This is a genomic window from Streptomyces sp. NPDC054863, assembly GCF_053610825.1.
This window is the reverse complement of record NZ_JBSGZD010000212.1, coordinates 1-13,790: the sequence shown is the minus strand read 5'-3', so window position 1 is coordinate 13,790 and position 13,790 is coordinate 1. Positions and strand designations below refer to the sequence as shown.

The 13,790-nt window shown below is 71.6% G+C and carries 15 protein-coding genes and 1 pseudogene; 10 read left to right on the top strand and 6 right to left on the bottom strand.

All coding sequences use genetic code 11. From position 1 onward, the window contains the following. The 5 genes and pseudogenes from ACWGIG_RS28365 to ACWGIG_RS28345 all read left to right on the top strand — a co-directional run. Positions 1-321 (top strand): annotated as a pseudogene (locus ACWGIG_RS28365) (cyclase family protein); the annotation flags it as partial. Positions 322-477: 156 nt separating this feature from the next. Further along, positions 478-1,626, top strand: coding sequence for an FAD-dependent oxidoreductase (locus tag ACWGIG_RS28360; protein ID WP_453324525.1), 1,149 nt, complete (start codon positions 478-480; stop codon positions 1,624-1,626). Continuing rightward, the gene (locus ACWGIG_RS28355; protein WP_453324524.1) at positions 1,623-2,813 is read left to right on the top strand and encodes an amidohydrolase family protein; all 1,191 of its coding nucleotides are present in this window, start codon (positions 1,623-1,625) and stop codon (positions 2,811-2,813) included. The genes ACWGIG_RS28360 and ACWGIG_RS28355 overlap by 4 nt, the downstream gene beginning before the upstream one ends. 4 nt (positions 2,814-2,817) lie before the next feature. Continuing rightward, on the top strand, positions 2,818-3,753 hold the full coding sequence (locus ACWGIG_RS28350; RefSeq protein ID WP_453324523.1) for a VOC family protein: 936 nt from the start codon (positions 2,818-2,820) through the stop codon (positions 3,751-3,753). 44 nt (positions 3,754-3,797) lie between these two features. Then, complete coding sequence (locus ACWGIG_RS28345; RefSeq protein ID WP_453324522.1) at positions 3,798-4,769, top strand: fumarylacetoacetate hydrolase family protein; 972 nt, start codon at positions 3,798-3,800, stop codon at positions 4,767-4,769. 43 nt (positions 4,770-4,812) lie between these two features. On the opposite strand, the gene ACWGIG_RS28340 is transcribed toward ACWGIG_RS28345, so the two are convergent. Further along, the gene (locus ACWGIG_RS28340) at positions 4,813-5,247 is read right to left on the bottom strand and encodes a hypothetical protein (protein ID WP_453324521.1); all 435 of its coding nucleotides are present in this window, start codon (positions 5,245-5,247) and stop codon (positions 4,813-4,815) included. A 233-nt stretch (positions 5,248-5,480) separates the two neighbouring features. Next, positions 5,481-6,059 (bottom strand): helix-turn-helix domain-containing protein, encoded by a 579-nt coding sequence (locus tag ACWGIG_RS28335; protein ID WP_453324520.1) that lies wholly within the window; start codon positions 6,057-6,059, stop codon positions 5,481-5,483. Between the two features lie 47 nt (positions 6,060-6,106). Between ACWGIG_RS28335 and ACWGIG_RS28330 the strand changes: the two genes are divergently transcribed. After that, positions 6,107-7,078: a class I SAM-dependent methyltransferase gene (locus ACWGIG_RS28330; protein WP_453324519.1), complete on the top strand. Its 972-nt coding sequence runs from the start codon at positions 6,107-6,109 to the stop codon at positions 7,076-7,078. A gap of 58 nt (positions 7,079-7,136) precedes the next feature. On the opposite strand, the gene leuE is transcribed toward ACWGIG_RS28330, so the two are convergent. Together leuE and ACWGIG_RS28320 are read right to left on the bottom strand one after the other, a co-directional pair. Beyond that, on the bottom strand, positions 7,137-7,829 hold the full coding sequence (gene leuE / locus ACWGIG_RS28325; RefSeq protein ID WP_453324518.1) for a leucine efflux protein LeuE: 693 nt from the start codon (positions 7,827-7,829) through the stop codon (positions 7,137-7,139). Between the two features lie 61 nt (positions 7,830-7,890). Beyond that, a complete protein-coding gene (locus ACWGIG_RS28320) occupies positions 7,891-8,385 on the bottom strand; it encodes a GNAT family N-acetyltransferase (protein ID WP_453324517.1) in 495 nt (164 codons plus the stop codon). A 206-nt stretch (positions 8,386-8,591) separates the two neighbouring features. Between ACWGIG_RS28320 and ACWGIG_RS28315 the strand changes: the two genes are divergently transcribed. The 4 genes from ACWGIG_RS28315 to ACWGIG_RS28300 all read left to right on the top strand — a co-directional run bounded on the left by ACWGIG_RS28315 (position 8,592) and on the right by ACWGIG_RS28300 (position 10,836). Continuing rightward, positions 8,592-9,224: a GrpB family protein gene (locus tag ACWGIG_RS28315; protein WP_453324516.1), complete on the top strand. Its 633-nt coding sequence runs from the start codon at positions 8,592-8,594 to the stop codon at positions 9,222-9,224. Positions 9,225-9,266: 42 nt separating this feature from the next. Further along, positions 9,267-9,728 (top strand): MerR family transcriptional regulator, encoded by a 462-nt coding sequence (locus ACWGIG_RS28310; RefSeq protein ID WP_453324515.1) that lies wholly within the window; start codon positions 9,267-9,269, stop codon positions 9,726-9,728. A 14-nt stretch (positions 9,729-9,742) separates the two neighbouring features. Further along, a complete protein-coding gene (trxA, locus tag ACWGIG_RS28305) occupies positions 9,743-10,075 on the top strand; it encodes a thioredoxin (RefSeq protein ID WP_453324526.1) in 333 nt (110 codons plus the stop codon). A gap of 188 nt (positions 10,076-10,263) precedes the next feature. Next, the gene (locus ACWGIG_RS28300) at positions 10,264-10,836 is read left to right on the top strand and encodes a transcriptional regulator (RefSeq protein ID WP_453324514.1); all 573 of its coding nucleotides are present in this window, start codon (positions 10,264-10,266) and stop codon (positions 10,834-10,836) included. Between the two features lie 71 nt (positions 10,837-10,907). On the opposite strand, the gene ACWGIG_RS28295 is transcribed toward ACWGIG_RS28300, so the two are convergent. Next, on the bottom strand, positions 10,908-11,138 hold the full coding sequence (locus ACWGIG_RS28295; protein WP_453324513.1) for a LapA family protein: 231 nt from the start codon (positions 11,136-11,138) through the stop codon (positions 10,908-10,910). Between the two features lie 36 nt (positions 11,139-11,174). Further along, positions 11,175-13,790 (bottom strand): AAA family ATPase (locus ACWGIG_RS28290; protein ID WP_453324512.1); only part of this gene is annotated, 2,616 nt, incomplete at its 5' end.

Here is a 13,790-nt window from a genome sequence, read left to right as displayed (position 1 = left end):
GGCTGGGGCGACTACGCGGGCGGGCCCGCTCCCGGCCTCTCCTTCACCACAGCCGGATGGCTGCACCGTACGGAAATCGCGGCGGTGGCCACGGACACCTGGGGATTCGAGGTGCGGCCGAACGAGTTCGAGGCCGCCTTCCAGCCGCTGCACCAGGTCGCGATCCCCCACATGGGCCTGCTCATCGGCGAGATGTGGGATCTCGACGCGCTGGCCCGGGACTGTGCGGGCGACGGAGTGTACGAGTTCTGGCTCACGGCGGCACCGCTGCCGATCACGGGGGCGGTCGGATCGCCGGTCAACCCGATCGCGGTCAAGTGATCCAGTGATCCAGTGATCCAGTGATTTCCGTACGCCTGGTTCCCGTCCGGCGTTGAATTCCCTTCCGTCGCATCCCGTCGGCCGTATCCCGTTCACCGTTCCCGCCCGCCGTATCCCGTCGGCCGCATCCCGTTCGCCCTCGTTCCGGAGGAACACATGCCCACGACCCGTCCCCGCACCGTCCTCGTCATAGGCGGCGGGACCGCAGGCAATGCCCTCGCGGTCCTCCTCCGCAAGGCCTCTCTCGCCGTGGATCTCGTCGAGGCCAAGGAGGACTGGAACGTGGTCGGTTCCGGCATCACCCTCCAGGGCAATGCGCTGCGCGTCCTGCGCGACGTCGGCGTCTGGGAGGAGGTGCGTGCCCACGGTTTCAGTACGGACGGCGTCACCGTCGACGCCCCCGACGGCACCGAGCTGTTCACGCAGCAGGACGTGCGCACGGGCGGCGACGGCCTGCCCGCGACGCTGGGGATGCAGCGCCCCGTGCTCCAGCGGATCCTGATCGACGCGGTACGGGAATCCGGCGCACGGGTCCTGCTCGGCCGCACGGTGGAGAAGCTGACGCAGGAGGAGGTCGAGGGGGACGCCTTCAGCGTCGAAGCCGCCTTCAGCGACGGCACCACCGCCTCCTACGACCTCGTGGTCGGCGCCGACGGCGTGAACTCCCGTACGCGCGCCCAGATCGGCATCCCCGACGTGCCCGTCCCCACCGGCATGGGGATCTGGCGCACCCCGGCCCCCCGCCCGGTCGGCGTCACCCGCGCCCACCTCGCCTACGGCGGCCCCGCCTACATCGCGGGCTTCTCTCCCACCGGCGAGGACACCCTGTACGCGTTCCTCGTCGAGGACGCCCGCGACCGCGCCTCGCTCGACCCGGCCTCGTACGCCGACGAGATGCGCCGGCTCGCGGCGGGCTACGGCGGCGCCTGGCCCGCGATCCGGGACTCGATCACCGACCCGGCGCAGGTCAACTACGCCTGGTTCGACCGCCATCTGGTCGAGGGCGCCTGGCACCGGGGCCGGGTCGTCCTGGTCGGCGACGCGGTGCACGTCTGCCCGCCCACCCTCGCGCAGGGTGCGGCGATGTCCCTGGAGGACGCGTCGGTCCTCGCCGAACTGCTCACCGCGCAGGACACCTGGAACGACGAGCTCCTCACCGCCTACCGCGACCGCCGGATGCCCCGCGTCCGCACCGTCGTGGACGCGTCCGTGCAGCTCGGCCAGTGGCAACTGGACCGGGTCCGCGACGCGGACGTCCCCGGCCTGATGGGCCGCACCATGAACCTGCTGAAGGAACTCCCTTGACGCCTGCGACAACAACCGGCGCCGCTTCTCCGGGGGCGGTACGTGTCCCCGGGGGCGGCCCTGCCCCGGCCTCCACTCCCGCCCCCGCTTCCACGCCCACCGTTGACGTCCACGCCCACCTCCTCGTCCCCTCCGTCGAAGAAGCCGTGGCAGGCCACCCCGCGTGCGACGAGGCCCGTCGACTGGATGCCCGTCGCAACGGTCCCGAAGCCCTTGCCGTCAGCGGACCCATGGTGCGCAACCGCATCCCCCTCCTCACCGATGTCACCCGGCGTCTCGCCGCCATGGACGCCGCCGGGGTCGACATCCAGCTCGTCTCCCCTTCGCCCTCCCACTACCACTACTGGGCCGACGAGCAACTCGCCCGGACGGTCTACGAGTCGGCGAACACCGCCACCGCCGCCCACTGCGCCCAGGCACCCACCCGCCTGTACGGTCTCGGCCTGGCGCCCCTCCAGCACCCGAAGCTCGCCGTCGAGGCCCTCGACCACGCCCTCGCCCAAGGCCTCCTCGGCATCGAGATCTCCTCGCACGCGCCGGGAGTACAGCCGCCGGGAGCACAGGCGCCGGGAGCACAGGCGCCAGGAGCACACGGACCGGGGGCCTCAACCGTCGCGAGGGCTGCCCCCGCCCGCGACCTCTCCGACCCCGCCTACGAACCCCTCTGGGCCCGCGCCGCCGAAACCGGCGCGATCCTCTTCCTGCACCCCTTCGGCTGCACCCTCGACGACCGCCTCGACCGCTGGTACCTCTCCAACACCGTCGGCCAGCCCACCGAGAACGCCGTCGCCCTCTCCCACCTCATCTTCTCCGGCGTCCTCGACCGCCACCCGGACCTGAAACTGATCGCCGCCCACGGCGGCGGCTACCTCCCCACCCACATCGGCCGTTCCGACCACGCCTGGCGGACCCGCCCCGACGCCGGTCGCGGCTGTGCGCACGTACCGAGCAGCTACCTGCGCCGGCTGTACTTCGACTCCCTGGTCCACGATCCGTACGTACTGAAGGAACTGGTCCGCGCCGCCGGGCCCGACCGGGTACTGCTCGGCTCCGACTTCCCCTTCGACATGGGGACGGACGACCCCCTCGCTGCCCTGCGCGCCGCCGACCTCCCGGACGCCGACTTCCACGCCGTACGAGGAACGAACGCGACCGCACTCCTTCCCGCCCGCCTCCCGAAGGGTTGACCCCATGCGACGCCTCCTCACCCACCTCCGCCACGTCGACCTCGCCGTCCCCGACTACGACAAGCAGCTCGACTTCTACTCCGGTGTCTGGGGCCTGACGAAGACGGAGGAGGACTCCGGCATCTCCTTCCTCGCCGCCGAAGGCTCCCCGGAGAATTACGTCCTCCGCCTCCGCAAGGCCGCCGAGAAGCGCCTCGACCTCGTCGCGTACGGGGCTGCGAGCGCCGCCGACGTGGACACCCTCGCCGACCGACTCCTCGCCTCCGGCGTGCAGTTGATCTCCCGGCCCGGCGCGCTCACCACCCCCGGCGGCGGCTACGGATTCCGCTTCTTCGACATCGACGGCCGTACGATCGAGGTCTCCGCCGACGTCGAGGCCCGAACCCACCGCCGCATCGAGGAGAAGGAGGCCATTCCGGTCCGGCTCTCCCACGTCGTCCTCAACTCCCCGGACCTGAACCGCACCCGCGAGTGGTACGAGCGCCACCTCGGCCTCGCGCTCTCCGACACGCTCAGCTCGCCGCACATGGGCGAGGTCATGCACTTCATGCGGATCAGCAACCAGCACCACTCGATGGCCATCGCCCAGGGCCCGCACACCTCCCTCCACCACATCTCCTTCGAGATGCGCGGCCTCGACGAGTACATGCGCGGCTCGGGACGCGTGATGCGCTCGGGCACCCAGAAGATCTGGGGCCCCGGCCGCCACCTCGCGGGCGACAACACCTTCACGTACTTCCTCGACCCGCACGGCAACACGGTCGAGTACACGACCGAGCTCGAAGAGCTCGACGAGGACACCTGGCACCCGCACGTCTACGACTTCTCGCAGCCCGAGGTCACCGACCAGTGGGGCACCGCCAACCCCATGAACGAGCTGGTCGCCAAGGAGTCCTTCAACGACGTCGACCGCGGCGTCTTCACGGCCCCGCCGGTCTGACCGCGCTCCCTCCTCTTCCCCCCGGACTTCGGAAGGAGTCCCGCATGCGCTTCGCCACGTACGACGACGGTGACGGCCCGGGCCGCGCCGCCGCACTCTCCGACACCGACCACCTCCACCCCCTGCCCGACGGGACGACCCTCCTCGACCTGGTACGAGAGGGCAGCGCAGCCCTGCACACGGCGGGCGCCGCAGCCCTCGCGTCCGCCGCACCGGGCCCGCACGTCCGCGACGTACGGCTGCTCCCGCCCCTCCGGCCGCCCACCGTCCGCGACTTCGTCACCTTCGAGCAGCACGTGGCGGGGGTCCGCCGCTCGGTCGACTCCGCGAGCGGAATTCCCGAGCAGTGGTACGAGGCGCCGGCCTTCTACTTCACCAACCCGTACGCGCTCGTCGGCGCGTACGACGACGTGCCGGTCCCGCCGGGCTGTCACGCCCTCGACTTCGAACTCGAAGTGGCCGCCGTCATCGGCCGCGAGGGCCGGGACCTCACCCCCGAGCAGGCCAGGGACCACATCGTCGGCTACACGATCTTCAACGACTGGTCGGCCCGCGACCTCCAGTCCGCCGAGATGAAGGTCGGCCTCGGCCCCTGCAAGGGAAAGGACAGCGCAGCGACCCTCGGCCCCTGTCTGGTCACCGCCGACGCCCTCGCCCCGTACCGCGACAGCGAAGGCTTCCTGAACCTCGCGCTCACCGCGGAGATCAACGGCGAGATCGTCGGTGCGGACAGCCTTGCCCACATGAGCTGGACCTTCGAGGAGATGACCGCCTACGCCTCACGCGGTACGTACGTCATGCCCGGCGACGTCCTCGGCTCCGGCACCTGCGGCAACGGCGGCTGCCTCGCCGAGCTCTGGGGCGTACGGGGCGAACAGAGCCCGCCGCCGCTGCAACCCGGCGACACGGTCACCCTCACCGTCGAAGCCCTCGGCTCGGTCTCCAACACCATCGTCCCGGGCACGTCCCCGGCCCCGATCCCGCTCCCCAAGGCCCGCCGCCGCAACCGGACTTGACTGCTCCGGGGTGGCGGAAGCCTCTGCGCCCGGCAGCGAAATCTCAGCAGAGGGAGCCGGCTCCGGTCACCGGCGGGATGCCGTCCACGTACCACCGGTCGTCCTGCTGCGTGATCTCCCACGCCACGCACCCGGGGCCGCCGGGGGCGGCGCCCATGATGCGGAGGAATCGGCGGTCGTGGGCCGACTCCAGGGTGACGGGTGCGCCTTCGAGACGGGAGTCCTTCAGCCGGTCGAGCAGGTCCTGGGCGTACGCGTCCGCGGCGCTGTCCTTGAGGAAGAGGTTCTGCAGCCGGTCCGCGTCCTGGTCCCGTACGGAAGCGGCGACGTCGTCGCGAAGGGCGCGCGCCGAAGGGGAGCCTTCCGGCGGTTCATGGGCGATGGACACGCAGATTCCCGTGATCCAGAGGGCGAACCCGAGAAGGAGCAGGGTGACGAGGAACTGCTGCTTTCGGGGGCGCGCCGGGCGCGAGGTCAAGGCGGCTTCTCCTCGGAGCGGTGGGGGAGAGGGGGCGGGTGGGGCGGGACGTGGCGGGGTGTGCGGAGAGTGGTCAGCCTAGTGCCCGTACGAATGTCATGGACGCGCACAAAGAGTGCGGGAACGGGGCAGCCGTTTGCCCGTTTGCCCGTCTGCCCGTCTGCCCGTCAGCCGTCTGCTCGTCAGCCGTCAGCCGTCAGCCGTCAGCCGTCAGCCGTCAGTCCCTCAGCCCGTCACGGCTTCGGCCGCAGGTGGGTGCGCCGGCCGTCGTGGTCGAGGATGCAGAGGATCTCGGCCGGGCCGCCGTGGGCTCCGAAGGCGTGCGGAATCATCGTGGAGAACTCCGCCGCCTCGCCCGCCTCGACCAGGATGGTCCGGTCCCCCAGGACCAGTTCGACCGTGCCGGACAGGACGGTGAACCAGTCCTTGCCGGGGTGCACGCCCAGGGATTCCGGAGGGCGCCGGGACGCGGGCTGGGTGACGCGGATCTTGGCCACGGTCGCACCCTGCGGCCCCGCCTCCCTGCTCAGCAGCCACTTGGTCACGCCGTGCGCCTCGTCGCGCTGCGGCCGGATCACCACGTCCTCGTCGGCGACCGTCTCCACCAGCTGGTCGAGGGAGGTGCCGAGCGCGCGGGCGATCGGGGTCAGCTGGTCGAGGGCGATCCGGCGGTGGCCCGTCTCGATGCGGCTGAGGGTGGAGGGGCTCAGGTAGCAGCGCGCGGCGAGGTCGTCGAGCGACCAGCCCTTGGCCACGCGGAGGCCTCTGATCCGCTTGCGTACGAGGTTGTCGAGATCACCGTCTTGCGTCATACGCAAGAGTGTATGCCGTATGCGCAAGTGAGACGTATGGTCGATTCATGGGAAATCACCAGGACAAGCAGAGCCTGCAGCACGGGAACGGCCACGGGAACGGTCACGGCACCGGCCATGGGAACGGTCACGGGAGCCACTCCCACTCCGGCCACTCTGGCCACTCCGGCCACTCAGCCGAGTCCGACCAGTCCGGCCTGGCCGAGGTCCTGGACCTCGACGCCGAGGTCCTCCACTCGTACCTCGCCGAGGTGACCGACCTGCTCGGCGAGCTGACCGCGGACGCGCCCCCGCGCCGCATCCTCGACCTGGGAAGCGGCACCGGTACCGGCACCCTGGCGCTGCTCCGCCGTTTCGACGGGGCCGACGCCGTTGCCGTGGACGTTTCCGAGGAGATGCTGCACCGCGTCACCGCCAAGGTGCGGGACGCGGGGATCGGCGAGAGCCGGATCCGTACCGTGAAGGCGGACCTGGACGCGGACTGGCCGGAGGGCCTCGGCCCCGTCGACCTCATGTGGGCCTCCGCCTCGCTCCACCACATGGCGGACCCGGACCGGGCGCTCGCCGACGTCTTCGCGACGCTGCGGCCCGGCGGGCTGCTGGCCGTCGCGGAGATGGAGGCGTCGCCGTTCCCGCGCTTCCTGTCCGATGAGCTCGAAGCGGACCTCGGCAGGCCCGGGCTCGAAGAACGCTGCCACGCCGCGCTCGCCGACCAGCACGCCGAAGCCGTACCGCACCTCGGTGACGACTGGGGCACCCGGCTGACAGCCGCCGGATTCACGGTCGAGGCCGAACGCCGCTTCGACATCCGGCTGACCGCCCCGCTGCCTGCCGCCACCGGCCGCTACGCCCGGGCGACCCTGGGCCGTCTGCGCGACCACCTCGAAGACGGTCTGAGCGCCGACGACCTCGCCGCGCTCACCGTCCTCCTCGACGGGGACGGGCCCGAGAGCATCCTGCGACGCGACGACCTCACGGTCCGTACGACGAGGCTGCTGTGGGTGGCCAGGCGCCCTTGACCGGCGCCACCCCTGGCCACCCCGGGCGGCCCGGGCCACCTGGGCCGGGCCGCGGGCGTTACGCGCTCGCCAGCGTCAGCTTCGCCGCGAACCCCAGGAACAGCACCCCGGCCGCCGAAGTCGCCCCCGCCGAGAGCCTCTTGCGGCGGCGGAAGGCCGCGGCGAGCCGGGTGCCGCTGAAGATCAGCGCGGTGAGGTAGAGGAAGCTCGCCAGTTGGGCGAGGGCCCCGAGCAGGACGAAGGAGAGGGCGGGGTAGGCGTAGGCCGGATCGACGAACTGCACGAAGAAGGAGATGAAGAAGAGGATCGCCTTGGGATTGAGGAGACTGATCACCAGGGCGCGGCGGTACGGGCGTTCCTGCCTGGCCGACGCGGTGGATCCCGTACTCCTGACGTCCCCGGCGGTTCCGGCAGCCCCGGCAGCCGGGTCCGGCTCGGCCTCGCGCCGTGTGCGCCACATCGACCACGCGGCCCGCATCATGCCGATCGCGAGCCAGGTCAGATAGCCCGCGCCCGCGTACTTCACGATGCCGAACAGCAGCGCGTTCGCCTGGAGCAGGGAGGCGACGCCCGCAGCCGACAGCACCATCAGCACGGCGTCCCCGCACCAGACGCCGGCCGCCGCCGTGTACCCGGAGCGGACGCCCCGGCGGGCCGCGACGGACAGTACGTACAACGAATTCGGTCCCGGCAGCAGCACTATCAGGACGAGACCCACGAGGTAGGTCGGAAGATCAGTTACACCCAACATGCGCGGAGTCTCGCACGCGCGAACGAGGCGCTGCCTCCGCATTTCGCATGCCGGAACACCCCTATCGGATTCCCGGGGCCCCGGCCGGTGCGGGGAAGAGGCCGCGCTCGAAGCAGAGGGAGGTGGACAGGCCTTCGTACGCACCGAAGTTGGGGATGCGGTGGTAGCCGGAGCGGGTGTAGAAGCGGACGGCGTCGGGCTGGGCGAGGCCCGTCTCCAGCCGCAGCCGGGTCCAGCCCCGCTCCCGCGCCCACTCCTCCAACGCGGTCAGGATCCGGGGCGCGGCACCCGCTCCCCGGTGGGCGGAGGACACGTACATCCGCTTGAGTTCGCCGATGCCGGAGCCCAGGTCGCGGAGGCCTCCGCAGCCGACGGCGGTTCCGTCGTCGATGCGCGCGACGACGAACACCGCGATGTCCGTGGCGGACGGCGCCGTTCCGGGCTCGCTGTCCGGGGTTCCGTACCGTACGGCGATCTCGGCCCGCTGCTGTGCGCGGAGCGCAGCCGCGTCGGGGTCCTGCCAGGCGACTTCTTCGATGCGTATGCCGGTCTTCATGGGGCGGGATTCTGCCCGGTGGGTGTTTCCGAGAGGTGAATCCGGGTGGGCGGCGGCCTCGTAGCGTGGGCATCGTCCTGTACGCCGTCCAGTGGGAGACGCTCATGCCCGACCGACCAGGCCAACCCGACCGACCAGCCCGACCAGAGCGGCAGGGCCGACCAGAGCGGCAGGGCCGGCCCGGCCGGTCGTGCGACCCGGCTGCCATGCCCATGTCCGAGGAAGCCATCCGTGCTGCCAACGTCGGCGCCCCCGAGATCCTCGACGCCCGGATCCGGATCGATCCGTACGATCCCGCCTGGCCCCTCGTGTACGAGGCGGAGGCCAATTGCATTCGGGGCGAACTGCCCGACGCCCTCGGCCTCTTCCACGCGGGGTCGACCTCCGTGCCGGGGCTGCCCGCCAAGCCCGTCCTCGACCTGGTGCTCGTCGTCCCCGACCCCGCCGACGAGGACTCCTACGTGCCGCGCCTCCAGGAGCTCGGTTACGTCCTCGCCATCCGGGAGCCCGACTGGTACGAGCACCGGGTCCTGAAGAAGTCCGGGCTCAGCGCCGCCCTCCCGAACGCCAACCTGCACGTCTTTCCGCCCGACTGCGCCGAGACCGCCCGCATGCTCCGCTTCCGCGACCATCTGCGCGGCGACGCCGCCGACCGCGACCTCTACGGCCGTACGAAGCTCCGGCTCGCCGCGCGGGAATGGCGGTTCATGCAGAACTACGCCGACGCGAAGACCGAGGTCGTCGCCGAGATCATGGCGAGGGCCGAGCGCGGGACGGCTCCGGAGCAGCCCCGCCCCTCTTCGCCCGGCACCTCTTCGCCCCGCCCCTCTTCGCCCTGAGCCGTTGCCTTGACGTCGGCGTCAACGTCTAGCGTCGTACCCATGCGCATCGGCGAACTGGCGGACAAGGCGGGGGTCAGCACCCGGACCCTGCGGTACTACGAGGCCCGCGGGCTGCTGCCCGCCCGGCGCGCGGTCAACGGATACCGCGTGTACGGCGACGACGACCTGCGGCTGGTGGAACAGATCCGCACGCTGCAGGACGTCGGGTTCGGCCTGGAGGAGACCAGGCCGTTCGTGGAGTGTCTGCAAGCCGGGCACCCGGCCGGGGACTCCTGCCCCGCCTCGCTCGACGTCTACCGGCGCAAGCTCGCCGAGCTCGACGTACTGATCGAGGAGCTGCGCACGGTGCGCGAGCAGGTCGGATCCCAGCTGGTACGTGCGGAGGCCGAGCTTCCGGACGGGCCGGAGCCGCGCTGCGAACTGACTCACGACCTGGCTCACGGACTGACCCACGGACTGACCCACGGATCGGCCCACGGGCCGACCGGCCGAACCGACTGAGGGGATGGATGAAGATGATCAAGGCGGCAGGGGTGGACGAGGTCACGGACACGACCTTCGCGGACGAGGTACTGGGGGCGGACCTCCCGGTACTGGTGGAGTTCACCGCGGACTGGTGCGGCCCGTGCAGGCAGCTGGCCCCGGTGCTCAGCGCGATCGCCGAGGAGGAGCGCGACTGGCTGAAGGTCGTACAGCTGGACGTGGACACCAACCCGGGGACGGCAGCCGTGTACGGAGTGCTGTCGATGCCGACGCTCATGGTGTTCCGGAACGGCGAGCCGGTGAAGTCGATGGTGGGCGCCAGACCCAAGCGGCTGCTGCTGCAGGAGCTCGCCGACGCGCGGTGACGTGCGGTGACGTGCGGTGACGTGCGGCGCCGGGCGCGCGCCTGTGCGCCTGTGCGCCTGTGCGCCTGTGCGGCCGGGTGGCCGTGCGGCCGGGCGGCTTCCGCACGCATGGCCGCGCGTCGCGGGCTTCGCGGGTGCCGCGAGTAGGGTGAGCCGACACGGACGGCCGGGGAGGAAGAGGTAGCGCAATGCCTGAACGGAATATCGAGTTCGGGAAGTTCGGCGCCAGCGGGATCAAGGGCACCGACGCCGTGGCGCGCCAACTCGACGCGCTCGCGGGCGGCATCGTCACCCCCGTCACCGCCAAGCGCGGTCTGATGGCCCGTCTGCACTACCTCACCAAAACCCCGCACGCCCGACAGTCCGCCCGGGACGCCGGCCTCACCGTTACCGACCGCACCCTCAAGGCCTGGCTCGACGGCAAACGCACCCCCACCCGCGCCAACCTCGAACGCATCGACGCCGCCTACCGTGTGGTGCGTCGGCAGAACGTCGCCCAGCACCTCCTCAGGCGCCTGAACCGCGAGGGCCGCGGCACTCGCGTCGAGATCCACCCCATCAACCAGTCCCGCGTCGACCAGCGGCTCAGCCGGGTCGTCGAGCACCGCACGATGAACGTCCGCCGCTGGGACCGCATCGTCGAATCGTGGTCGGCGGGCGACCACCAGGGCCTGGACGACGCCTGGACGGACACGATCGTCGACCTCGGCAGCCAGTGGGGTCAGTACGAGTACGTCACGAACGTGGGCTTCGCGGCGTAACCGTCCGAGAGCCGTCCGCTGCGCCCTGCTTCTTCCGGCCCGCCGCGCCTGCTGTTTCCGGTCTGCCGTGCCTACTTCTTCCGGCGGCCGAGGAGCAGCGCGGTGGCGGCCCCCGCGGCGAACGTGGCGGCCAGGACGAACCACATGGGGGCCTCGGCCCACGGGATCCAGAAGTGGATGCGCGCGGTACGGGTGTTGATGAGGACGAACCACAGGGCGAGCGCGGCCAGGAGGATCCCGACGACGAAGCGCGGGGGCGGGCTGAAGCCTGCCTTGGGTCGATCGGTCTTGTTCTGGGGCATTTCGGGCTCCTGTGGGGCGGATCGAGCGGATTGTGATCAAGCCTCATGTACTGCGGGCGCTTCCGCACTTCCGTTGGCCCGGGTGGGGTGGAGGAGGTGGCGGGGGCCGGTTGCGCGGACGATGGCCGATTCGACGGCGGCGACGCGGTCGGCGAGCAGGCCGAGTGCGGCGACCGCGCGTCCGAGTCCGTCGTCCGCGGCGCCGCCGAGCGCCTGGCCGCGTACGTACGAGGCGGTGATCTCTGACCAGCGGGTTGTCTGCGCGGGGGTGAGTGTGCCGCGCAGGGCGGCGAGTTTGAGGAGGTTGGACTCCGCGCCGGTGGTGAGGGTCTGGGCCTCGCCGGTGTAGTGGTCGTCGATGACGGCGGTCAGCTCGGTGTCGTTCATGGCGGGACTGATCCGCTGGACGATCTTGTTGAGGTTGCGGTACGAGCCCTGGAGCTGGAACGGCGGTTCGGTACGGGAGGCGTCCGTCTGCGCGGCGGAGGCGATGTATGCCTCGTTCACGGCGAGGACGGTCCGACGGGCGGTCAGCAGGTGCCGCAGCACCGCGAGCATCCGGTCGAGTTCGGCCGGAGCGTAGGGGTGAGTGAGCCGGTCGGTGCGTGCCGAGGGGTCGGCCTCGGCCAGCCGCACCAGCAGGTCCAGCTCGGCGCGGTCGCGGCCGGCGAGCGGGGCCAGCACCGGGTGCGAGGTGAGCGCGTTCTCGACGAAACTGGCCGCGAAGGCCGCTTCCTTGCCGGTCAGTACGTCGCCGAGGTTCCAGACGTCGGCCCGGTTGGCGAGCATGTCCGGGATGCGGAAGCGCCGCCCCGATTCGGTGTACGGGTTGCCCGCCATGCACACCGCGAAGCGTTTGCCGCGCAGGTCGTGGCCGCCCAGGGTGCGGGTCGCGTCGCACAGCGGGATGAACTTCTGGAGGAGCTCGGGCGAGGTGTGCTGGATGTCGTCCAGGTGGAGGAGGACGTTGTTGGCCGCCGTCAGCGCGAACTCGATCTTCTCGACCTCCCGGCGGGCGGCCGTGTTCGGGGCCTCGGCCGGGTCGAGGGAGGTGACGTCGTGGCCCAGCGACGGCCCGTCGACCTTGACCAGCAGCATGCCGAGGCGTTCGGCGACGTACTCCATCAGCGTCGTCTTGCCGTAGCCGGGCGGCGACAGCAGCAGGAGCAGACCGCTGTTGTCGGTGCGTCGGCCCTCCCCGGCGGCGCCGAGCTGTTTGGCGAGGTTGTCTCCGACGAGCGGGAGGTAGACCTCGTCGACGAGCCGGTTGCGGACGAACGACGACATCACCCGCGGCCGGAACTCGGCCAGCCGCAGCCGGTCCCGCTCGGCGCCGACGAGAGTGGTGCGCAGCTTCTGGTACGCGGCGAATCCGGGTGCCGTACGGCCGGTGAAGTCGGACGTACGGGCGAGGAATTCGTCGAGCCGCAGCGGGAGGGCGCGGGTGCGGCGGTCGATGCGCGGATGGGAGCCGAGGAGCCCGGGCACCGTCGCGGTGAGGAGCGCGTCGACGTCGTGGCGCGGCAGGTCGGGGCAGAGCTCGACGGCGACGGCCTCCGCGAGGTCGCCGGGGTCGAGGTCCTCGCCGGACGCGGCGGCGTACGAGGCGAGCCAGCCCCTGACGACACGGAGCGCGGGAGCGAGCTGCCCTGCCGCCAGGTGCGCATGCACGTCCTCGTCGTACGGGCAGGAGCCGACGGTACGGCGGAACTTGTCGAGGAAGGTGCGGGCCGCGGCGCTCGTGGCGAAGGACGCACCGGCGGCCAGCTCCTCCACCAGGTAGGCGGCGCAGGCCGACGCAGGTACCTCGCCCGGGGCGGGAGCCGTGGTGCCGAGCTTGTCCGGGGCGGGATCCGTGGCGTGGAACGCGCCCAGGACCGGAGTCACCGCGTCGAACCCGGCCAGTGCGGCGCCGAGTTCGGTGCGCAGGGCGTCCAGGTCGTGGACCGTGCCGAAGGCTTCGCGGGCGCGTACCAGCGAGCGCGCCTGGCGGGCCCAGGTCTCGCGGTCGGCGGATGTCGTGCCGTACGTCCAGAAGAGCTGGGCCGCGGCGCGGGCCTCGGCGCGGTGACTCAACTGCCCGGCGGTGTCCGCCAGCCGGAGGACCACCTGGAGGATCGCCGTCGCGTCGTGGTCGTGGACGCCGCGCTCGTACCCCTCGTCGTACCCGGCCTCTGCGGAGTGCCGGACGAGAGCGGCGAGTGCGGCGGCGTCGGTCTCCGCCAGGGCCCGGGCGCCGTGTGCGGCCAGGACCCGGGCAGCGAGGTATTCCGCCCGGTAGACCTGCGGCGACTCCGAAACCAGGGTCTGGGACCAGTACGGGCGGGCGGCTGCGAACGCCGGGTCGGTGACCGGGGCGCGGTAGTCGGTGCCGGTGAGGGCGAACGCCATGGCGCCGTCGCCGTGCGGGACGAGGGTGAGCTCCGGCTCCCGGGTGGCGACGGCGAAGCGGTGGCGGCCGAGCCGGATCGTGTCCCCGCCGTCCGCGTACAGCTCGGTGCGGTCGCGCAGGGTGCGGCCGGCCTCCTGGCGGGCCGCCTTCAGCCGGCCTTCCAGCTCGTCCGCCCTTACCTGGTCGCCGAGTTCCCGCAGGTCGGCAGCGGTGCGCCGGACCTTCTCCGCCATCGGGTCCGAGGCGAAGTACGTGTGGAC

Excerpts from the sequence above, each read along its gene's own strand:
- ACWGIG_RS28330 (WP_453324519.1), top strand. The coding sequence starts at position 6,107 with ATGGGAAATCACCAGGACAAGCAGAGCCTGCAGCACGGGAACGGCCAC.
- leuE (WP_453324518.1), bottom strand. The coding sequence starts at position 7,829 with ATGTTGGGTGTAACTGATCTTCCGACCTACCTCGTGGGTCTCGTCCTG.
- trxA (WP_453324526.1), top strand. The coding sequence starts at position 9,743 with ATGATCAAGGCGGCAGGGGTGGACGAGGTCACGGACACGACCTTCGCG.
- ACWGIG_RS28345 (WP_453324522.1), top strand. The coding sequence starts at position 3,798 with ATGCGCTTCGCCACGTACGACGACGGTGACGGCCCGGGCCGCGCCGCC.
- ACWGIG_RS28335 (WP_453324520.1), bottom strand. The coding sequence starts at position 6,059 with ATGACGCAAGACGGTGATCTCGACAACCTCGTACGCAAGCGGATCAGA.
- ACWGIG_RS28310 (WP_453324515.1), top strand. The coding sequence starts at position 9,267 with ATGCGCATCGGCGAACTGGCGGACAAGGCGGGGGTCAGCACCCGGACC.
- ACWGIG_RS28320 (WP_453324517.1), bottom strand. The coding sequence starts at position 8,385 with ATGAAGACCGGCATACGCATCGAAGAAGTCGCCTGGCAGGACCCCGAC.
- ACWGIG_RS28360 (WP_453324525.1), top strand. The coding sequence starts at position 478 with ATGCCCACGACCCGTCCCCGCACCGTCCTCGTCATAGGCGGCGGGACC.
- ACWGIG_RS28295 (WP_453324513.1), bottom strand. The coding sequence starts at position 11,138 with ATGCCCCAGAACAAGACCGATCGACCCAAGGCAGGCTTCAGCCCGCCC.
- ACWGIG_RS28315 (WP_453324516.1), top strand. The coding sequence starts at position 8,592 with ATGCCCATGTCCGAGGAAGCCATCCGTGCTGCCAACGTCGGCGCCCCC.
- ACWGIG_RS28300 (WP_453324514.1), top strand. The coding sequence starts at position 10,264 with ATGCCTGAACGGAATATCGAGTTCGGGAAGTTCGGCGCCAGCGGGATC.
- ACWGIG_RS28350 (WP_453324523.1), top strand. The coding sequence starts at position 2,818 with ATGCGACGCCTCCTCACCCACCTCCGCCACGTCGACCTCGCCGTCCCC.